Source organism: Saccharothrix algeriensis (assembly GCF_016907655.1).
Lineage (GTDB): Bacteria > Actinomycetota > Actinomycetes > Mycobacteriales > Pseudonocardiaceae > Actinosynnema > Actinosynnema algeriense.
In genome coordinates, this window is record NZ_JAFBCL010000001.1 from 5748768 (window position 1) to 5769249 (window position 20482).

The 20482-nt window shown below is 71.6% G+C and carries 16 protein-coding genes and 1 CRISPR repeat array (1 of these 17 running past the window's edge); of the genes, 7 read left to right on the top strand and 9 right to left on the bottom strand.

The window, feature by feature from the left end:
- Positions 1–3953: direct repeats of the CRISPR family, unit length 28 nt; unit sequence GGACCACCCCCGCTCGCGCGGGGAAGAC; it begins 43 nt to the left of the window's first position.
- Between the two features lie 816 nt (positions 3954–4769).
- From JOE68_RS26225 to JOE68_RS26235, 3 genes are all read right to left on the bottom strand, one after another.
- Positions 4770–5126, bottom strand: coding sequence for a type IV secretory system conjugative DNA transfer family protein (locus JOE68_RS26225; protein WP_204844943.1), 357 nt, complete (start codon positions 5124–5126; stop codon positions 4770–4772).
- Between the two features lie 20 nt (positions 5127–5146).
- Positions 5147–5557 (bottom strand): NUDIX domain-containing protein, encoded by a 411-nt coding sequence (locus tag JOE68_RS26230; RefSeq protein WP_204846302.1) that lies wholly within the window; start codon positions 5555–5557, stop codon positions 5147–5149.
- A 175-nt stretch (positions 5558–5732) separates the two neighbouring features.
- The gene (locus JOE68_RS26235) at positions 5733–6698 is read right to left on the bottom strand and encodes an alpha/beta fold hydrolase (protein ID WP_204844944.1); all 966 of its coding nucleotides are present in this window, start codon (positions 6696–6698) and stop codon (positions 5733–5735) included.
- 973 nt (positions 6699–7671) lie between these two features.
- Between JOE68_RS26235 and JOE68_RS26240 the strand changes: the two genes are divergently transcribed.
- The 4 genes from JOE68_RS26240 (at position 7672) to JOE68_RS26260 (ending at position 10763) form a co-directional block, all read left to right on the top strand.
- Entirely contained in the window at positions 7672–8223 is a 552-nt protein-coding gene (locus tag JOE68_RS26240; RefSeq protein WP_204844945.1) for an EF-hand domain-containing protein, read from the top strand.
- A 277-nt stretch (positions 8224–8500) separates the two neighbouring features.
- Positions 8501–8773 carry a hypothetical protein gene (locus JOE68_RS26245; protein WP_239562361.1) on the top strand — a complete coding sequence of 91 codons (273 nt, stop codon included), beginning with the start codon at positions 8501–8503 and terminating at the stop codon, positions 8771–8773.
- 120 nt (positions 8774–8893) lie between these two features.
- Positions 8894–9094 carry a DUF1877 family protein gene (locus tag JOE68_RS26250; protein WP_239564836.1) on the top strand — a complete coding sequence of 67 codons (201 nt, stop codon included), beginning with the start codon at positions 8894–8896 and terminating at the stop codon, positions 9092–9094.
- Positions 9095–10295: 1201 nt separating this feature from the next.
- Entirely contained in the window at positions 10296–10763 is a 468-nt protein-coding gene (locus tag JOE68_RS26260; RefSeq protein ID WP_204844947.1) for a hypothetical protein, read from the top strand.
- A 527-nt stretch (positions 10764–11290) separates the two neighbouring features.
- Here the strand turns inward: JOE68_RS26260 and JOE68_RS26265 are convergent.
- Positions 11291–12202 (bottom strand): DUF1963 domain-containing protein, encoded by a 912-nt coding sequence (locus JOE68_RS26265; RefSeq protein ID WP_204844948.1) that lies wholly within the window; start codon positions 12200–12202, stop codon positions 11291–11293.
- A gap of 256 nt (positions 12203–12458) precedes the next feature.
- Complete coding sequence (locus JOE68_RS26270) at positions 12459–12881, bottom strand: VOC family protein (protein WP_204844949.1); 423 nt, start codon at positions 12879–12881, stop codon at positions 12459–12461.
- A gap of 383 nt (positions 12882–13264) precedes the next feature.
- Here JOE68_RS26270 and JOE68_RS26275 point away from each other — a divergent pair, with 383 nt between their 5' ends.
- Both JOE68_RS26275 and JOE68_RS26280 read left to right on the top strand, forming a co-directional pair.
- Complete coding sequence (locus tag JOE68_RS26275) at positions 13265–13462, top strand: hypothetical protein (protein ID WP_204844950.1); 198 nt, start codon at positions 13265–13267, stop codon at positions 13460–13462.
- Positions 13463–13676: 214 nt separating this feature from the next.
- The gene (locus tag JOE68_RS26280; RefSeq protein ID WP_204844952.1) at positions 13677–14240 is read left to right on the top strand and encodes an SMI1/KNR4 family protein; all 564 of its coding nucleotides are present in this window, start codon (positions 13677–13679) and stop codon (positions 14238–14240) included.
- A 421-nt stretch (positions 14241–14661) separates the two neighbouring features.
- On the opposite strand, the gene JOE68_RS26285 is transcribed toward JOE68_RS26280, so the two are convergent.
- On the bottom strand, positions 14662–15861 hold the full coding sequence (locus tag JOE68_RS26285) for a cytochrome P450 (RefSeq protein ID WP_204844953.1): 1200 nt from the start codon (positions 15859–15861) through the stop codon (positions 14662–14664).
- Positions 15862–16037: 176 nt separating this feature from the next.
- On the opposite strand from JOE68_RS26285, the gene JOE68_RS26290 reads away from it, so the two are divergent.
- Positions 16038–16775 (top strand): class I SAM-dependent methyltransferase, encoded by a 738-nt coding sequence (locus JOE68_RS26290; protein WP_204844955.1) that lies wholly within the window; start codon positions 16038–16040, stop codon positions 16773–16775.
- A gap of 54 nt (positions 16776–16829) precedes the next feature.
- On the opposite strand, the gene JOE68_RS26295 is transcribed toward JOE68_RS26290, so the two are convergent.
- The 3 genes from JOE68_RS26295 to JOE68_RS26305 all read right to left on the bottom strand — a co-directional run bounded on the left by JOE68_RS26295 (position 16830) and on the right by JOE68_RS26305 (position 20291).
- Complete coding sequence (locus tag JOE68_RS26295) at positions 16830–18047, bottom strand: ABC transporter substrate-binding protein (RefSeq protein ID WP_204844957.1); 1218 nt, start codon at positions 18045–18047, stop codon at positions 16830–16832.
- 67 nt (positions 18048–18114) lie between these two features.
- Positions 18115–19182 carry an ABC transporter ATP-binding protein gene (locus JOE68_RS26300; RefSeq protein ID WP_204844959.1) on the bottom strand — a complete coding sequence of 356 codons (1068 nt, stop codon included), beginning with the start codon at positions 19180–19182 and terminating at the stop codon, positions 18115–18117.
- On the bottom strand, positions 19179–20291 hold the full coding sequence (locus JOE68_RS26305; RefSeq protein ID WP_307819910.1) for a FecCD family ABC transporter permease: 1113 nt from the start codon (positions 20289–20291) through the stop codon (positions 19179–19181). Before JOE68_RS26305 ends, JOE68_RS26300 begins: the two co-directional genes overlap by 4 nt.
- Between the last annotated feature and the right edge of the window lie 191 nt (positions 20292–20482).

Here is a 20482-nt window from a genome sequence, read left to right on the forward strand (position 1 = left end):
TGCGCGCGGTGCAACGAAGGACCACCCCCGCTCGCGCGGGGAAGACAACTTCGTCGTGTCCTGCGCGCGGTGCAACGAAGGACCACCCCCGCTCGTGCAGGGAAGACCGCCCCGCAACCGCGAACCCTTTCTCGGCGGTGGGACTGCCCCCGCTCGCGCGGGGAAGACGACGGCGGCGGCCTCACGGGCGGCCTCGGTGCCGGACCACCCACGCTCGCGCGGGGAAGACACCCGGTGGTCCACGGCGGAGGAGCGGCTGCGCGGACCACCCCCGCTCACGCGGGGAAGACGCGGGCAGCTGCGCCAACTGCAGCGCGGTACCCGGACCACCCCCCCGCTCGCGCGGGGAAGACCTCGGCTCGAACCGGAGTTCGACGCCGTGATGCGGACCACCCCCGCTCGCGCGGGGAAGACAACGAGGCCAAGGCCCGCCTGGACTTCCGCACCGGACCACCCCCGCTCGCGCGGGGAAGACTCTGCCGCAGCCGCAGCACCTCGTCGGGCTGCAGGACCACCCCCGCTCGCGCGGGGAAGACCTCAACGCGGCGATGGCCGCCAACCCCATCGGGGGACCACCCCCGCTCACGCGGGGAAGACTCCACCAGGCCGCCCAGGGCGGCCGCGAGACGGGGACCACCCCCGCTCGCGCGGGGAAGACGACACGACGGCGTCGATGTCCGCGATCGCCGCCGGACCACCCTCGCTCGCGTGGGGAAGACAACGCTCGAACGTCGGCATCAGACCTTCAGCCCGGACCACCCCCGCTCGCGCGGGGAAGACCAGCTCGGCGGCATGGCAGCTGGCGCGTTCACGGGACCACCCCCGCTCGCGCGGGGAAGACGCACCTGGCCCGGCACGCTGCGCCTGCTCCTGGGGACCACCCCCGCTCGCGCGGGGAAGACGAGCCCCGGTCCTCGGCCAAAGGACCGGGGCTCGGACCACCCCCGCTCGCGCGGGGAAGACGGCGGCTGAGCGGATGGTGGACGGCTCAGCACCGGACCACCCCCGCTCGCGCGGGGAAGACCGCGGCGGTGGGGCGGTTCGCGGCGGTGGCGGGTTTGGACCACCCCCGCTCGCGCGGGGAAGACAAGATCAAAAACCGCCGCCGGCGGCGGCGTTACGGACCACCCCCGCTCGCGCGGGGAAGACGCCACGTCGTCGTCCGGCAGCCGCGACACCGCCGGACCACCCCCGCTCGCGCGGGGAAGACCGTGGTCGCGACGCCCCATCAGGCCGCCACCTCGGACCACCACCGCTCGCGCGGGGAAGACGCCCTTCCCGTGCCGAGTCGTCCCGTCCCCTGCGGACCACCCCCGCTCGCGCGGGGAAGACGCGATCCGGGCGTTCACCTCGGCCCGGGGCACCGGACCACCCCCGCTCGCGCGGGGAAGACGGCCGGGCCAGCGGGTTCGCGGTCCGCGGGACCACCCCCGCTCGCGCGGGGAAGACGAGGTGGCGGCCGAGGTGAGCGTGCCGACCGGGGGACCACCCCCGCTCGCGCGGGGAAGACATGCTGGAGGAGGATCTGCCCAACGCGATCCGCGGACCACCACCGCTCGCGCGGGGAAGACAGTTCGATTCGCAAAACCTCGCCGGTAACCTCGGGACCACCCCCGCTCGCGCGGGGAAGACGCGGGCGTTGTCGACGGTGATGGCCGTGGTGTCGGACCACCCCCGCTCGCGCGGGGAAGACCCAGGCGGCTGGTCTGGTGCTGCATGTCGTCTCGGACCACCCCCGCTCGCGCGGGGAAGACCGGGTTGCCGTGCACCACGGCGAGCCGCGCGTAGGGACCACCCCCGCTCGCGCGGGGAAGACTGCCTCCTGGACCACGGCGGGTTTGGCGTCGGAGGACCACCCCCGCTCGCGCGGGGAAGACCCCGTTGGGCGAAGTCTCAGCTCCTCACCGACCGGACCACCCCCGCTCGCGCGGGGAAGACCTGGCGCAACTGGACGCCAACCTGGGCGCGCTGGGACCACCCCCGCTCGCGCGGGGAAGACCCGCCGCCGTCCCGCCCCCGGATCCCGTCGCGCGGACCACCCCCGCTCGCGCGGGGAAGACTTGAGGGACACGGTGCCGAACGCGGTCACGGTGGGACCACCCCCGCTCGCGCGGGGAAGACCGCGTTCGGCCGCCAACCCGTCACGGCGCGGCCGGACCACCCCCGCTCGCGCGGGGAAGACTTGGGCACGCCTTCGCCGAGGTCGAGGATGCCGGGACCACCCCCGCTCGCGCGGGGAAGACCTACGTCAAGCACCGGGCCTCCGGCCGGCGCAACGGACCACCCCCGCTCGCGCGGGGAAGACCGCCCCGCAGGGCCAGCGCCCGTGCCGCGTCCCGGACCACCCCCGCTCGCGCGGGGAAGACCTGGCGCTCGACGCGCTGCTGCTCGACCTCGGCGGACCACCCCCGCTCGCGCGGGGAAGACGCCGCGGTCGCGCTGGGCCTGGCCTCGGTGGAGGGACCACCCCCGCTCGCGCGGGGAAGACCTGGTCCCGGCCGTGGTGGAGCTCTATACCTACGGACCACCCCCGCTCGCGCGGGGAAGACACGGTCACCGTGCCCGTGTCGGGGTTGACCGAGGGACCACCCCCGCTCGCGCGGGGAAGACCCCTTCCGGCCCTCAGTGGTCAAACTGGGTGCCGGACCACCCCCGCTCGCGCGGGGAAGACTGGGACCGGCTCGTCTCCCGCGGGGTCACCGGGGGACCACCCCCGCTCGCGCGGGGAAGACTCATGCTCTCCCTCGCCGTTGCCGGACTCTATGGGACCACCCCCGCTTGCGCGGGGAAGACAACGTCTCTGGCGGGTGTGGTTACCCCAGATCGTGGACCACCCCCGCTCGCGCGGGGAAGACTGGGACCGGCTCGTCTCCCGCGGGGTCACCGGGGGACCACCCCCGCTCGCGCGGGGAAGACTCATGCTCTCCCTCGCCGTTGCCGGACTCTATGGGACCACCCCCGCTTGCGCGGGGAAGACGCCTTTTCCTAACCATCACTCACCACTCGCCTTGGACCACCCCCGCTCGCGCGGGGAAGACCTTTTCGCGCTCGCCGAGAAGGCCGTCGGTGAAGGACCACCCCCGCTCGCGCGGGGAAGACCGGAGCGCTGACCAACAAGAGCGCCAGCTCCACGGACCACCCCCGCTCGCGCGGGGAAGACATTGCGCCACCGACGACGAAAATGTCCGGCGACGGACCACCCCCGCTCGCGCGGGGAAGACCAGGATTCCGCTCATTGCCTTGTCTCCCAACGTGGACCACCCCCGCTCGCGCGGGGAAGACCCAGATCGCCGCCTCGGGCACCTCCAGGCCGGTGGACCACCCCCGCTCGCGCGGGGAAGACCGCTTGGCCGGCCACCCGTCCAGCACGACACGGGGACCACCCCCGCTCGCGCGGGGAAGACGTCTGCGTGCGCGGACCCGGCGGCCCGCAGTCCGGACCACCCCCGCTCGCGCGGGGAAGACTAAGGAAAGCTCCCACCTGGGCTCTCTTCATGCGGACCACCCCCGCTCGCGCGGGGAAGACGGCAGCGGAAACCCAAGTCGTTTTTCTGAAGGGGACCACCCCCGCTCGCGCGGGGAAGACAGGGGTTTTGCGACTACTCGGCACCGGCAGCTCCGGACCACCCCCGCTCGCGCGGGGAAGACGTCGTTCTGCGCCATCCGGTCGAGCCGGTCGGCGGACCACCCCCGCTCGCGCGGGGAAGACGCTTGGCGTCTTAGCGCTAGCTCGGTGCTCCGGGGACCACCCCCGCTCGCGCGGGGAAGACGGCAGGATCAGGGTCTCGTCGAGCGTGGTGCGCGGACCACCCCCGCTCGCGCGGGGAAGACGTTGACGTCGAGCTGCTTCGCGGCTGCGGCCGCGGACCACCCCCGCTCGCGCGGGGAAGACCGCCAGCCGTGGCGGCCCGCACGACGACACCTCGGACCACCCCCGCTCGCGCGGGGAAGACACTTTCTGACCAGCGAGGTTACAAGGTGATCATGGGTTTTGCATTCGGTTCACGGCCGTCTCGTTAATCTGCTCAAGGGGCGTGGCGTCGCTGCACAAGTTACGGACTGGGTGCTGCAGGCGTTCAGGAGGGCAGTGGTCGTTCACCATGGGCAATGGCGTGGCCCCGGCCGCCTTGGTCTTCCTGCACGGGCAAGTGGGTCCGGTCCGGACAAGGCTTCACCGACTCGCCGCGGGTCCGGGTCGGCCTGCAGGAGGCTGCCGGGCAGCGGTGTCGGAGGCGATGTGGACGGCCAGGCTGGTGTGTCGGTCGAAGAGGCCGCCATCGCCGTTGAGGTACTGGTCGTCCGACGGTTCGGTCCAGGGTGTGTGCTGTCCTTTGTCGGCGCAGCGTCGCAGGGCGAGTTGCGTTGGAGTAGGCGTTCCAGTGACGGCCAGAGCCAGCGGTCCCGGTAGTGGATTGGGTTGGAGGTGGGGCCGGTGGCGCCGTGGTAGGCGTCCTGGGCGGCGGCGAGGAGGGCTGTGAGGTCTTCGACGGCTCGGCCGTGGAGGTACCAGCAGGGCGGGATGCGGTGGTGGGTGCCCAGTTCCTCGCGGGTGTTGAGGTGGTCGATGAAGTCTGCCAGCCAGGCCCAGACGACGGCGGCGCGTTCAGCGTTCGTGTGGGACCAGGACCAGGCGCCGGGGCGGGAACGTCGTGAGGGTGGAGCTTCCTGTTCCAGGGCTTCGAGGAGGTGTTCGACGGTGGCGGCGAGTTGGTCCTGGGTGGTGCGCAGGTCGGTGATGGCGGCGGCCAGATCCTGGGGTGTCGGTGGGGTCATGGTGTTCGGCCCATGCGGTGTTCTGCTTGCTGTTTGAGGCGGGCCAGTCGGTCGGCGTGGGGGAATTCGTACCAGGCGTCGAGTTTGACGATAGTCGCAGGGATGTTGCGGTAGAGCAGGAGAGCTTGGCCGTCGGGGAGTGTGCGGAGCTGGTCGATGCGCAGGGCCCGCTCCCAGCTGTAGGTGGTGGACCGGGTGTGGCGGAATTCGCCGGTGCTGGTGCTGGTACTGGTCTGCAGTGTCTTGATCTCGTCGACGAGGCGGGAGAGGTCGTCGAGGGTGTCGGCTTCGGCGACGCCGTCGAAGATCAGGCGGGTGGTGGCGGAGTTTCCGCGTAGCCGCACCACCGACAACGGGCCGGCGCATCGTCTGGTCAGGCGATGCGCCGGCCCTGCTCGCACAGCACGGTCACGCCCTGCTCTACCGCCTGCAACGCCGCGGCGAGACGGTCGGCCAACGACGGCTTCACCTTCGCCCTGGCCTGCTGGACCTTGTGGAACCCGGCGGAGAGGATCTCACCGTCGCCGAACACCATGCCCACCAGGTCGGTCTCACCCAGCACGCCGCCGTCGAACACGAACGCCACCCCTTCGGGGCGGCAGTCCTGCGGGCGCACGTAGTCCACCACCAGCAACTGACCCGGTGGCCGGTCCCAGCCCAGCTCCTCGGCCAACTCGCGGGTGGCCGCGGCCCACGGCGGCTCGTCGGCCTCTACGCCTGCGCCGCCGGGGACACCGACGAGGCGGTCCGCATCACGGCCCTGATCCGGCGGTACCTGGACGATCCGACTGCCCCCTGAACGCCGGGCGGCCGGATCGCCCTACTGGTGGCGGTGCGCGCCGTCGAAGTAGTTCGGCCACCCGCCGAACCCCTCCGCCGCCCGTCCCTTGTTCCTGTTCCGCTGCCTGGCCTCACATCCCACCCGGCGGGCTCAATGGATCACCCCGTGGCCCGGGTGGTCAGCGCCGGTTGGCCCGGAAGAAGTTCAGCAGCACGGGGTTGACCACGTCCGACCGTTCCCAGTGGACGTTGTGCCCGCACTCGTTGGCCACCACCGTGCTCACCCTGCGGAAGTGCCCGGCCAGCAGGCGCTGCACCGGCGGTGAGGTGTGCGGGTCGGCGTCCCCCCACAGCAGCAGGGTGGGCACGGTGAGCCGTTCGATCACGGCCCAGCTCAGCGAGGTCGCCCTGGGCTGGATGATCCCGTCGGGCCCGGACCGGTGATGGATGTCCAGCCACCTGGCGACACCGTCCGGGTCGATCGCGCGGTAGGACGGGCCCAACTCCCGGAAGTGGATGGGCAGCGCGTCGACCTCGGGCGACCGCAACCGCTCCACCATGTCCTGGTAGTCCTGCTCCCGGACCTGGAGCACGCACGCGCCGATCACCAGGCTGTGCAGCCGGTCCGGGTGGTTGAGCGCGTAGTCCATCGCGTACCAGCCGCCACCGGCAACGCCGACGACGTGAAACTTCCTGATCCCCAGGAAATCCACGAGGTCCTGCAGATCCTCGATGCCGGTCCTCGGGTCGTTCGGGTCCTGCACCGGCGAATTGGTGTACCCCCGACGCGAGTAGCCGATGACCCGGTACCCCGCACGGGCGAGGTACCGCTGCTGGTACGGCCAGCTCTCGCCACTGCCGCTCAGAGCGTGCAGCAGGACCACCGGCTCACCGGGCCCGCCGGTGTCCCAGTACCACAGCCGCGCCCCGGGCACCTGGAACAAGCCCTGGGTGGCCGGAACCTGCTCGGGCACCGGGATCGGGCGCACCGGGCTGCCGGGGCCCGGGACCGGAACGCCCGGTGGGTGCGCGTCGGCGGTCCCGTTGGCCAGGGCCGTGCCGCCGAGGGCGAGCCCGGTTCCCTGCAACAGGGTCCGGCGGGATATCGGGAGCGACGGGTTCGGGTTGGCCTCGGCGTTGCCCATGTGACCTCATCTCGGGTGACCGGTTCCCGCCGACGTGCCGGACGTGCCGAGGAGCCGAACCACTGGCGCATCGGTGATCACGTGCCGAGTCGGGCGGATGCGGCGGCCGTCCGGAGCGTAGCGAACGGTCCGCACCCGACTCCAGGCGTTCACCGTAAAGAACGCACCCTGGTGATTACCATTGCCTGTCGGCCGTTGCCATGTCGATCTGGCCCCGGTGGGTACGGAACGGGGACTGGTCCGCGTACCGCTGGCCTCGACGGGGAGCGACGTCGGGAGGGCGCCCCGCACACGAAGACGACCCGAACATGATCGGTCGGTGGGTGCGGGAGATCCGCAGTTGGCGGCGTATGAGCGTCAAGGCCACGGCTGAGCTCGCCGAGGCCGATGGTCCCGTCGAGTCGGCCGCCGTGTACGAGCCGTGCCGGTGACCCGCCGGTCGGGTCGGGGACGACCCGGCTCGACCGGCGGGCGGCCGCGGAACTACCTGGCGTATCGGCCCCTGGTCCGGCCGGGGAGCCGGGCAGGGGCGAGGCGCGTCACCGCGACCAGCAGCGCCACGGCGAGGACGGGCGTCAGCAGCACCCGCAGCGTGCCGGACCCGGACAGCGGTGTGGGGTTGACAGCCCTGACCGGTCGCCTGCCGTTGTTCGCCGCGTGGGAGCGACGCGTCGGCGCATCGCCGCCGTCAGTCGCGGCGCCTGCGTTCCACGGTCGTCGTGGTCACGGAGCAGGAAGTGCAGGGACTCCGTTCGGTGTCCGGGGTCGGCGGTGAGGTTTCCGGCCTGTTGCGTGGTCCATGCCTGTGTCGGATAGGCGCTGACGCCGCAGACCGGCCCGCCGCCCTGCGGTCATCACACTGCCGCCGTCCTCCACGCAGGATGACAGCGGCATCACTCGAACAAGTGATCCGTTCTCCCGGTAGTCGTGTCGCTCGGACAGCCTCATGCTGGCTTCACTACGTTCTGTGGTCATGACTGGAATTCGGGATCTCAAGTACCGCCAGTGGTTCAGGGGCGCGGACGGCGACGGCGACGGTGTGATCACCCTCCAGGACGTCCGGTTGATGGGCGAGCGCTACATCGCGGCCCGTGCTGCCGCCCCGGAGTCCGAGACCGCCCGCCGGCTGACCGAGGGGCTGGACGCGTTCTGGGCCACCGTGATCGAGCCGATGGACCGGGACGGGGACGGGAAGGTCGACCTGCGGGAGATGACCGAGGGGTTCCGGCGAGCGCTGGCCGATCCCGCCCTGTACCCGCAGCAGGTCGGACCGGTGGCCGACTGCTACTTCGACCTGGTCGACCTCGACGGCGACGACAGGATCGACCGTGCGGAGTTCCGGGAGATCTTCGGTCTGGCGGGCAACGTGTCCTCCGAGGACTGCGCCGCCGTCTTCGACGCGTTGGACGTGGACGGCTCGGGCGGGCTGAATCGTGCCGAGTTCCACCGGGCGCTCGCGGAGTTCTTCTACGGCGAGGACCCGGAAGCTCCTGCCGCGCACCTGTTCGGCCGGATCGCCGGCTGACCAGTCGTGCCGGGTCGTCCCGGTGCCGGGTTCCAGGGCGGGCGGGGCCGTTCGCACACCGGCGGAGGCCATCCGGCCGGGCGGGACGCCGGGTCTCGGGGTGATCGCGGTCCGCTCCGGGCGACGACCTGCGCTCCTGGCTGGACCTCACCGTGCCCGACGATCGGTTCGTCACCTCCACCCTCCTGCTGCGATCGCGGCACATCGGCTCAACGCCCTACGTCGCCACCAGTGACAACAACCTGCGAACCGGTTCTTCCCGGGTGATGCTGGAGTGGTGGAGGACCGTTACGTGGTGATCAACGGCAGGCGGTGGCGAGCCACCGATCCGGCGATCCCGGAGGAGAGGGCCGCGCGGTTGCGCAAAGCCCTCATGTCGGCACGGCGTGATGTCGGCGCGGCGTTGCGCGCCGGTGACGAGGTGGCGGAGGCCCAGGCCCGCCGCCGGGTCCACGCGGCGAAGGTGGCGCTGGGTGAGCGCGGGACGCCGTGGTGGGAGCAGACCGCCGAGGAACGCCGACAACGCTGGGAGTCGGCGACGGATCTGTGACGTTGCGGTCTGCGCATCCGCCGTGAATTTGCTGAACTGCACCTCGGAGCAGTCGCCGGGGGCGTCGGCGTGGGAGTCTGTCGCCCGGTTGAAGTAGCCATTGGGGGAGTTGTCGTGGGTATGACGCTGTCGTTCACCAGGGTCACGCCGGAGGAGTTGGACCGGGCGTTCGAGGACCCCGACCTGGCGGAGGGGTTCGTGGACGACGAGGGCCGGCCGTGCTGCTTCCTGGAGAAGTCGTGGGGCGGCATCGGGTTCCTGCTGCGCACGGCCGGTGTGGACGCGGACCTGTACGAGGACGGCGATCCGATCGCCAGCTGAAGCAAGTCTGTTGGTGGAGAGCATGTGCCCAATGGGCATCTCGGGCCTCGGACACGTTCACTACGCACACGGGTGGTTGCGGCCGGGTTTCGGCGGTGACTGCCCGTGTTTCGTCGTTGTAGGTGAGTCTCGCACCGAGTTGGCGGTAGAGTTCCAGCTTGTCCCCGGCCTCGGCTTGGCGCAGCGCGCCGGCGAGTCCGCCGAGTTGGTCCACGACCTGGCGTATCCGATCGGTGTCGGGCTGTTCCTGTTTCGTCGATCTCCTTCAACGCTTGGCGGGTCCCGTCGTGCTCGGGTGGTGCGGGGGTGTCGCGCAGGGCGGTGAGCGTGGCGTTGATGCGGGTGGGGTGGTCGGCGTGGACCCACTGCGCGTGGTCGTTCTGGACGAGTCGGGTGCGGTGGCCGAGCGCGACGTCGTCGACGTCGAGCAGGGACTCGTGCTTGCGCTGCTTGTTCCACACCTCCTGGTCGGTGTAGCGGGGGTTGGTCAGGATGGTGCGCACCGCGCCCTTGGACCAGGCCACACCGCAGCGGTGCCGGTTGCGTGCCGGGTCGGCCGCGGACGGGCACAGGATCCCTTCCGTCGTCAGCGTTGGGCGATGGCGAACACCCCGAACCCGGTCAGGTACTCGCGGAAGATCCGCTGCGTGGGCCTCGGAGTCCGGATCGATCGGCCCGCCCACCTCCGGCACCCACAACCCGACCCCGTAGTGCACGAACAGCGGGAAGGTGAGCCCGAACTGGTTGCCGTAGAACGTCCGCTGCGGCTCTCCGACCAGCACGGCGTCGAACCCGCGATCCTCCGCAACAACCGCAGCAGGGCCTCGGCGGTCCCTGGAGTCAGCACCGGAGGCTCCTCGGGCACCACGACGCGAACAGGCTGCTCGGTCACGACACCCTCCTCGGACTGGCGCGCACTACTCCGAACAGCCCGTGCCGCGAGAAACCACGTCGTCGGCATTCGACTCGTGAACCTGGAACACGGCGTGAAAAAGTCGGAACTGAGTGGTGTCCTACGGTCATTGCGACAGCTGGTACGATCTTGTTCGACAACCGATGGAGTTGTCGTGTGGCCCGTGGTCCGTTGGGGCTGGTCCGGCGAATAGCGGTGGAGGGTTGACGAGCATCTGCGTCATCGTTGATCACGGTAAGTCGTGACGGCGTTCCCGTTCCGGGCGAGTGGCGAAAAGCTGAGAAACCCGTGATTCACTTCTCTTTTGAGGTCCCAGGGGCCGGGTCGTTCTGGCGCGACACCTGGGACAAGGCGCGCCAACGGGTCGGCCCGGCAGCCATCAGCGAGACCGACCTCTGCTACAAGTACTTCGGGGTACGCGCAGAGCTGGTGGTCAATGGGGTTGAGGTCATATCCGGGCGGGGTCACCGGACCCTTGTGGACCTGGCCTTGTGCCTCCGTCATGCGGTGAACCGCCTTTCTTCGGGGGAAGATTCGGCGATCAGCTTCACGGAGAACGACGAAGTCATTCGACTTCGGTGCGAGGGGGATCGCGTCGTGATTACGTCGTCGAAGCGCGACTGGCGAGTCGCTGTCGATCGCGAAGAGCTCGTGGGTGCATTCGTTGAATTCCTGCGGGAGGCGCATTCTTGCCTGACCGGGTTCATTCCCGGGTTGGTGGACAATCCGGTTATCCGGGAATTCTCTCCGGAATAGGGGATGTCACCCCCTGTGAGGTGGCAGAACCCGAGGGCGCGGGCGGCCTCATCCGCCCGTGCGGCGCTGCTGCAGAGGCAGATCGTCGGTCCCCGCTCGGCGGCTGCGGCACAGGGACGGGGTCGGTCGGCCCCGAGGTCCGAGGTCCGAGGTCCGAGGTCCGAGGTCCGAGCGATGAAGGACCAGTGCTCCGGCGCGGTCACCTGCCGCCACAGCGCGATCTGCGACGTCGTGTCGCCTGCGGGCGCCGCCCTGACTGCCGCATCGAGGCGGTCCAGCCCGGCGACTGTCTCGGGATTGTCCCCGGTCATCCGGTCTCTCTCGTCTGCTCGGCTGTCCGCGGTGGCGGCCATGCGGTCGGACCTGTCGCCGTCGACCCTGTGCGACGGGCAAGGCTGCCGCCGACTCCGGCGACAGCCTTGCGCAGCACGGCGTAGTCGGTGCATGAGCCGCACCACCACCTCGACATCGTCACCGGCCGGCACCTCGGCCCCGGACCGCTTCGGATGCGGGTGTCCGCTCGCCGCCTACTTGAAGAACCTGGTGACCGAGCGCATCCTGTCGAACTGCTTGGCGGCGAGGTCTTCCAGGTCGATCAGGAAGCACCCGTAGTGGTTCTCGCTTCCGGTGGAGAACTGGGCGAGCGGCACCCACTCGCGGCTCAGCAGGTACTCCTCCACCTCACCGGAGTGCAACCGCTCCGCTCCCGGCAAGGCCGCTCGGGTCTCCGGTCGGCTGGTGAAGCCGGCCCCCGCCAGCTCGGCCAGCGGAGAATCGCCGTAACCGGCGTGCTCGCAGTACCCGCCGAGGTTGAACGTGCAGCACCGCCCCTCCGGCCAGAGCTCGTCGACCAGCTCGCACAGCTCGTCAACGTGCTCCAGCTCGTTGAACAACCGCTCCAGCACCTCCGAGTCGTCGAACTCGAACTCGTCGCGCTCCTCGATCCAGGGCGGCAGAACCGGCGCGACCGACGCCGAGAGCTCGAACTCGGGAGCGAGGAACGGGATGTCCTGGTGGAAGAACCCCTCCTCGTCGTGGCCGGGCGGCGGTGACGCGACCTCCGTCTCCGTGCCCGCCGGGACGTACACGACTCGCGCGTGCTCCGGGCCGTCCGCACCGAGCGGCGCCGGCCAGTCCTCCTCGTGGTTCAGGAAGAAGAGCAGCGAGCCGTCTTCGGGCAGGGGCAGCCCCTCGGCCCGCGGCAGGGCCGCGCAGTCGACGGAGGCGATGAACGGCAGCGGCCGTCCGCTCCGGCTGCTCGGCCACTCCGCGCCCACCGGTAACCGGGGAAGGCCGCCGCTCTGCCCGACGACCTCCTCGCCGGGCTCGGTGGAGCCCAGCAGGATCTCGAACCTGAGCTGATCGATGAACTTCTCGACCTCGTCGGCGGGGATGTCGCGATCGACCGCCGCGCGGCGGAATCGCTCGTAACTGTCCATAGAGGAATTGTTGCAGACGGCTGTGGGCGCCATTCGGAGTGTGTCCATACGAGATCGGTCTTCTGCGCGTTCGTCTCGACAGGTTGCCCGATCGGGCAGGTTCCTCTTCGTGGTGCCCGAGGACGGCATCGCGGCGAGCACGGCTCCGTGGAGGCCGAAGGGCCTACCCCGCCTGGCCCATGGCCCACCCTCGACTGATGGACGGGTCGCCCGCGGGTGGGCGGGAACGTGCCTCCCCGCCCACCCGCGTCGGGTGTCACGCGTCGTACCCGCTGACGACGTCGACGACCCAGACGACGCCGAAACGGTCGCGCAGCATCCCGTAGGCGGGCGCCCAACCCGCCGGGCCGATCGGGATCACGACGGTCGCCCCGGCGGAAAGGCCCTCCCAGTAGCCGGTGACCTCGGCGGCGGTCTCGCCGCGCACGGAGACGAAGAACCCGTTCTCGCCCTGGTCGTAACCCATTCCCGAGGGGACGTCGTAGGCCATCACGTGGAAGCCGTTCTCGGCGAGCACCTGGCCCCACATCACCTGGTCGGCCTCGGACTCCTGCTGGACGTTGCCGGCGTCCTGGTAGGTGACAACGGCGAGGTGGCCGCCGAACACGGACTGGTAGAACTCCAGCGCCGCACGCGCGTCGCCGCGGAAGTTCAGGTGGGTGGTGGTCGTGAGGGACAAGGTCGCTCCTAAGGTGAACTCGTTGCCTGATGCACGGCAAAGGTCGCAGGGGAAGCGGCCGGCCTGTGTCCTCTGCTGCGCGCGGGCCGAAAAAGCTCGGGTGGCGCCGAGCACACCCGCCGGCAGCCCGCCTGCTACCGGCTCCGAACGCGGTGGGGGCGCCGGGCACCTCGGTCAGCAGGCCGGGGCCGCCGAGCGAGTGAACGGCGCCCGGCAGGTGGGGGAACAGGTGCAGGCGGTCCACGAAGTCCTGCCCGTCCAGGAGCCGGCGGACCATGGCGGTGGGCAAGGATCGGAGCGGGCGGTTGACATCGCTTACCTGGACGACCTCGGACGGGAAGTGAACCGCCTCGACCGTCCGCAGGTCCCGGTCCGGCAAGATCGTGGACGAGGCGTTGTACGTGATCATGCGGCGGTCGAGGCTCGAACCGCTCGCCGTGGAGGAGTACCGGAAGCCTCTGGAGCTGCCCGGGGTGAGGCCCCCGTACGGGCGGTACCTCTGCTTCTTCCAGAGCTACCGGATCGAGGGCACCGACGAGTTCGCCTCGTCGGTGAACGTGGAGCACTACCCGGCGCGGTAAGACCCGTCCGGGGCGCCACATCAGCCGTGCGCCGGCCCGGATCCGAGCGCGTCGGCGGACCACCCAAGTCCACCCAGTCGGTCCACTGGCCGTTCGGAGTTGGTGCAGGATGGCCGGCGTGGTCGCACCAGTAGTGGACTCGTGGCGTGGAATCACGTCCTGGCTCGAAGTCCACGCCCCTGTGACATTCGCTGCCCTTGCACCGCCCGCTCGCATGGACGAGATACAGGCTGTGCGCGACGACGTCGGGCAGGACCTCCCGGACGACCTGGTCGCGTGGTGGCGGCTGTGCGGCGGCACCGAATCCGGCGGTGGGACAGGCCAACTGCTACCGCCGTTCTACGAGCCGTGCCCTCTGCGTGCTGTCCGTGCGATAAGGGGGTTCGCGGTCGGTTCCGGTTCAGCCGCCGCCATCCGCAACGCCGGCGCCGGTGAGGCGGGCAGCCTCACCGGGGCGTTCCTCGCCTCGTTCGTCCCGATCGCTGCCGACGGCGGCGGCGACTACCTCTTCGTCGACCTCCGCACCGGACCCTCACAGGGCTGCATCCAGCACTGGAGCGGCGACGACGGCGCTGCCGGTGTGGTGTGGTGGTCGGGTGTCGCCGAGATGCTCGCCGATGTGTCCGAAGCCCTGCGGTACGGATCCGAAGCACGTCGCGGCTACGCCGACGCAGCTACCCGACGGCACTTCCGGGTGTCCACGGACCGGGCATCGGTCAGCGACGGCCGGCTGATCTGGGAATCCACGCCGATCAGCCCTCCGCTGTCCGGCCGATGACCCGGCATCGCGATCAACCGCGGGCCGCGGCCGACACACGTCGTGCGGGCGCGTTGTGGGCCGCGATCGTGGCTGCGTCAACGCTTATCGCCACCACAGAGGATCCTGCTCCTCACGGCAGCCTGCTGTACGCGATCCAGGTCGACGACCGCACCTGTGTCATCGGCTATCTGAACCGAGTGCCTCTCGGGATGAGCGGCCCGTCGACGTCGAGGAAGAGCAGCGGACGCTGCCCAGGTCCGGTCACGGCAACACCGTAGCGGCTCGTTCCGTCCCGCGGCCCGGAACCGGCGGCGGCGACCACTGCCTGCTGTGGCAGTGGTTGTAGTGGTCTGGTGTCGGCGATGCCTGGGTGGGGCCGGTGGGTGTTGTAGAAGTGCTCGTACTCGCGCAGGGAGCGGAGCAGGCACGGGGTCCCGGGTCACCAGGTGACGGGGAGGCGGTCCAGGCCGCGCGCCATCCGCCCGTGCCGCCAGGACAGCTCCTGCTCACCGACTGCCAGGCGCAGTCCCGGGAAGCGGCGCAGCAGGGACCCGATGGCCACGCGCAGCTCGGCCTTGGCGAGCTGCGCGGCGACGCAGTAGTGCGGGCCGAACCCGAACGCCAGGTGCGGGTTCGGCCTGCGGGTGACGTCCAGTTCGTCGGGGCGCTCGAAGACGCGCCCGTCGCGGTTGGCGGCGTCGAGGTGCACCATCACCGCGTCACCGGCGCGGATGAGCACGCCGCCCAGTTCGACGTCCTCCAGCGCGATGCGGGTGAACCCCGCCGAGGTCACCAGGGGGTTGAAGCGCAGCAGCTCGTCCACCGCCCGGTCGATCAGCGCCGGGTCGGCGCGCAGCGCGGCGAGCTGGTCGGGGTGGGTGAGCAGGGTGTGGATGCCGTTGCCCAGTTCGCTGGTCGTCGTCTCCAGGCCCGCGTAAAGCAGGGTCACGCCCAGCACGACCAACTCGTCCTCGCTGAGCCGGTCCTCCTTGTCCCGCGCTTCGACCAGGGCGCCGAGCAGGTCGTCGCCCGGTTCGCGGCGGCGGGCGGCGACCAGGCCCGCCACGTAGCCCTTCAGCTCGGCGAACGCGTCGTGGATCTCCTCGCTGGAGAACGCGGTGGTGGCCAGGGCGACGTCGATCCAGCCGGCGAACCGGTCGCGGTCGGCGACCGGCACGCCCAGCATCTGGCAGATGACGGCGACGGGCACCGGCACCGCGAAGCCGGCGATCAGGTCCGCGGGCGGTCCCTGCTCCTCGATGCGGTCGAGCAACGCGTCGGTGACGCGCTGGGCGTGCTCGGCCAGGTGCTCGACCCGCCGGGGGCTGAACGCGGCGGCGACCAGGCGGCGCAGCCGGGTGTGCTCGGGCGGGTCCACCGTGTGCAGCGTCGCATCGGTGTGCCTGCGGGGCGAGGCGCGGGGCACGTCGCGGTCCAGCAGCGCGGCCCGGCTGAACCGGGGGTCGCCGAGCACCGCGCGCACGTCCTCGTGCCGCACCGCCAGCCACGCGTCGCCGCCGTGGGGCAGGGAGATGCGGCTGAGCGGTTCGTGCTCCCGAAGGTGGGCGTACTCCGGTTCCAGCACCAGTGCGGTCGGCTCGCGGAACGGGTAGGCGCGGGCTGCCTGCGCGGGTCGCATCGGTGTCCCCAATCCCGTGAGGTCCGGTCGTCACCACCAGTGGTCGTGCCGACGTGCCGGGGAGTTCCCCGACCCCGGCGGCGGTCCGCGTGCCGCGGGAACCGATCGGCGCCGGCCGACGACCAGTGGGGCGGGACGGGTGCTGATCCGCACGGGGACGACAGGGCTGGAGCGGCATGGGCTGGTACGAGGACGACGACCTCTGGACGGGGTTCGCCGAGGTGATGTTCCCGCCGCGCCGCGCGGCGGAGGCGGAGCAGGTGGTGGCCACGTCGCCGCTGTTCGAGGTCGCCCCGGGCGATCGGGTGCTGGACCTGGCGTGCGGGCCGGCGACGCACCTGGTGCCGCTGGCCCGGCGCGGGGCGGCGGTCACCGGGGTGGACCTGAGCGGGGCCATGCTCGCGCGGGCGCGCGAGGCGTGCGAGCGGGCGGGGGTCGACGCGCGGCTGGTGCGGGCGGACATGCGCGCGCACGTCGAGCCGGGCGCCTACGACCTGGTGATCAACATGTACACGTCGTTCGGCTACTTCACCGACCCGGGGGAGAACCTGGCGGTGCTGCGCAACGCCCACGCCTGCCTCGCCCCGGGCGGTCGCCTGCTGGTCGACGTGATGGGCAAGGAGGTGTTCGCCGGCTGGGTGGGCCGCCCGCAGGCCGTGGACGTCGGCGGTGGCACGGTCTTCATGCGCGACACGGTCCTGGACGACTGGACGCGCGTGCGCAGCGACTGGACCTGGGTGCGCGGTGACGAGGTGCGCCGCACCTCGCTCCACTCCACCCTCTACAGCGCCGCCGAGCTGCGCGGGCTGTTCGAGGCCGCCGGGTTCGGCGGTGTCGAGTGCTTCGGCGACTTCGACTGCTCGCCCTACGACAACCACGCCCGCCGGCTGATCGTGCGGGGCACCCGCGCCTGAGGCGCCGCGTCCCGGCCCGCCGGGTGACGGGCCGGCGGACCGGGACGGCCTGCCTCAGGAGGCTCGGGTGAAGCAGGCGCCCTTGGCGCCGGGGAACAACTCGGGCGCCAAGCCGATGGCGAAGTCGCGGATGAGCACGTCCACGTCCAGGTAGGTCTTGGCGCGGCACTCCTCGAAGTTCTCGTCGACGCCCGCGATGAAGGCGTTGTCCCTGAAGGGCCGGAACCGGCTCGTGCGCGGGTCGGCGGCCAGGGCGTCGCGGGTCGCCCTCATGGGGTCGTAGACGATGAAGAAGTCCGCGTCGGCCGCGGTGCCGACGGCCTTCTCGAAGTCGTAGGGCTGGCCGTTGGGGGCGGGGTTGTCGGGCGCGAAGACGTTGCCCACCCCGAGCTGGGTGAGCAGGCGGCCGACGAGGGTCTCGGCGCCGTGGCCGTGGACGAACTCGCAGCCGCGTTCGGGCGCGATGCACAGGTAGCCCGCGTTGCGGGCGCCGACCCTGCCCGAGGCGGTGGCGACGACCTCGTCGTACTTCGCCTTGATGGCGTCGAACTCGGCGTTGGCGGCGGCTTCGGCGTTGTAGAACGCCGCGACCATCTTGATCCACTCGGCCGAGGCCAGGGCGTGGCGCTCCAGCCGGTTGGACACGCTCACCCCGGGCATCCCGGCGGCGCGGGCGTTGCTGATGTCGTCGAAACCCCGCCCGAACCCGGACATCAGGACGACCTGGTTCCCCAGCCCCAGGACGGCTTCCTTGTTCAGGTCGGTGTACTCGCCCACCGACATGGGGTTGCCCGCGGCCTCGACGACCCCGGCGTACCACCGGTCCTTCCCGGCGTTGCCCAGGAGTTGGCCGCTCAAGCCGGTGACGGTGCTGTTCTTGCCGAGCCGGTCGACCATGGCCAGGGCGTTGAACGAGGTGACCGAGACGTTGGTGACCGGCACCTGGACGACCAGCGCGCCCTCCAGGTCCCCGACGGCCTCGGGCCGGGGCGTGCCGCACTGGTAGAGCACGTACTTGAGCCGGGAGCCGTCGGCGTTCTCGGTGTCGGTGAGCGTGATGGTCTTGTAGGAGCCGTGGTAGTCGATGTCCCACAGCTCCGACTCGGTGACCGCGCTCTTGTCGGGGAAGTAGTCGCGCCCCTCGGCGTAGTCGGTGACGCAGCCCTCGGCATCACCCCGGCCGCCCGACGCGCCGGGGTCCGAACCCCCGCACCCGGCGAGGGCGAGGGGCAGCGCGAGCAGCGCGACGGCTGAGCGGATGAGTGCGTTCACAGTGGTGCTCTCCTGCGTGTGGGTGGGGAGTCCGGTGGCGGCGGGGGTGGTCGTCGGCCGGCCGCGGTCACCCGGCCCGCGCGTCTTCGCGCAGCGGCGCGGCGCGACCGCGCAGGTGGGCGACGAGGGAGCCGAAGCCGACCCCGTGCGCGCGCTCCGCGCCCGGCGCCCGGACCCCGTCGACCCGCCAACGGCACGGTGCGCCGGGCTCGACGGTCAGGACGTGGTCGGTGGCGTCCGGGGTCGGGGTCCAGCCGGCCCGTCGGGCGGCGTGGTCGGCCCACTGCCGCAGCCGTCCCTCGCCGACCACCCGCACGGTGGCGCCGGGCACCTGGTCGTCGGCGACGACGATCGTGGCCGCCGCGTCGTCGAAGGACATGTTCCGGCCGGTGAAGGCGCGGGTGATCGCGTCGCCGCACGCGAGGTCCTCGGGCGCGCCGGCGGTCACCGCGCCGTCGCCGTCGACCAGCCACACCTGGTCGGCGCGGCGCAGCGCGAACGCCAAGTCGTGGGTGGACAGCACGATCGCCGCGCCGGTGGTCGCGCTCAGCCGGGTCAGCATCGCCGCGAACTCGATGCGGCGGGCCACGTCCAGGAACGCGGTGGGCTCGTCCAGCACCAGCACCGCCGGCTCCTGCGCCAGGGCGCGGGCCACCATGACCCGCTGCCGCTCGCCGTCGGACAGGTCGGTCAGCGGGCGGTCGCGCAGGTCGGCGACCCCGGCGTCGACCAGCGCCCGGTCCACCGCGGCGCGGTCCCGCGCGCTCGCCCGGCCGAGCCACGACCGGTGGGGGATCCGACCCAGCGCCACCACCGCCTCGACCCTCATCTGCCCCACGTCGACCGGCTCGGTCAGGGTGACCGCGAGCCGCCGGGCCCGCTGCCGCGCGGACAGGGCCGCCAGGTCCCGGCCGTCGAGCAAGACGTGGCCGGCCAACGCCGGCTGCGCCCCGACCAGGGTGCGCAGCAGGGTGGACTTGCCCGCGCCGTTGGGGCCGATCAGGGTGATCAGCTCGCCGGGCCGGGCGGCCAGGTGCACGTCGCGCAGCACGGTGACGGCGGGGTGGCGGCGGCGTCGCCGGTAGCCCGCGCTCACCGCGACGGCCTGCAGGGCCGGGTGGGGTTCGACGGTCATCGCGCCTGCCTCCTCGCCCGACCCGACAGCAGCACCCACAGGATCACCGGCGCGCCGACGAACGCGGTCACCGAGTTCAGCGGCAGCGAGGTCCTGGTCAACCCGTTGCCGCCCGCGACGTACTCGGCCACCAGCACGATCACCGCCCCGATCAGCGCGCTGGCCGGCAGCACCACCCGGTGGTCGGCGGTGCGCATCAGCCCCCGGGCCAGGTGCGGCGCGGCGAGGCCGACGAAGCCGATGGCGCCGCAGTAGGCGGTGATCACGCCCGACAGCACCGCGACGCCGGCCAGGGACAGGAAGTGGACCCGCCGGACGTCGATCCCCAGGCTGCCCGCGTACCGCTCGCCCAGCAGCAGGGCGTTGAGCGGCTGGGCCAGGAACACCGACAGCAGCAGCACCACCGCGCAGGACACGGCGACGACCCGCAGCTCGTCCCACGTCACGTTGCGCACCGAGCCGCGGGTGAACGTGGTCAGCGCCTGCAACCGGTCCGGGTCGGTGTAGTAGACCAGCATGTCCACCACGGCGCCGGCCAGGTAGCCCAGCATCACGCCCACCACCAGGACCACCACCGGGTCGCCGACCCGCCGGGCGATGCCCAGGGCGATCAGCAGCACCCCGGCGGCCCCCGCGACGGCCGCGCCGGTCACCCCGAGCTGGCTGACCACGCCGAGCCCGGACAACCAGCCCACGCCGCCGGTGCCCAGGATGACGATCGCCGCGCCCAGGATCGCGCCGGAGCTGACCCCGAGCACGAACGGGTCGGCCAGCGGGTTGCGGAACAACGTCTGCATCTGCACGCCGCCGACGGCCAGCGCGGCCCCGGCCAGCAACCCGGCCACGACCTTGGGCAGCCGGGCGTCCAGCACGATGGTGCGGCCGACCTCCGACTCGGCGCCCTGACCGGTCAGGATGCGCAGCACCTCCAGGACCGGGATGGCGATCGAACCCTGGGCGATCAACACCACCACGGCGCCCAGCAACAACAGGACCAGCAGCCCGAACAGCCCGGCCACGTACCCGACGCGCCCGAGGGACGCGGAACGGCGCTCCGGTGCGGTCCTGCCCGCGACCTCGTCCTCGACACCCGTGCCACTACCCGACACCGCGCACCCCGCTCCTCCCTCCGGAGTGGAACCGGCCACCACCACAGGAGTCGTGCCACGACGGCGTTCGGTTCCCGGGATCGGGAAAACACCGGTGGACGCAATTCCGCACGGCCGGGAACCCCGCTGATCGGCGAACCGACCTGTGGGGCGTGTGGTGGTGCGACGAGCGGCGTCCACCGGCAGCCCGG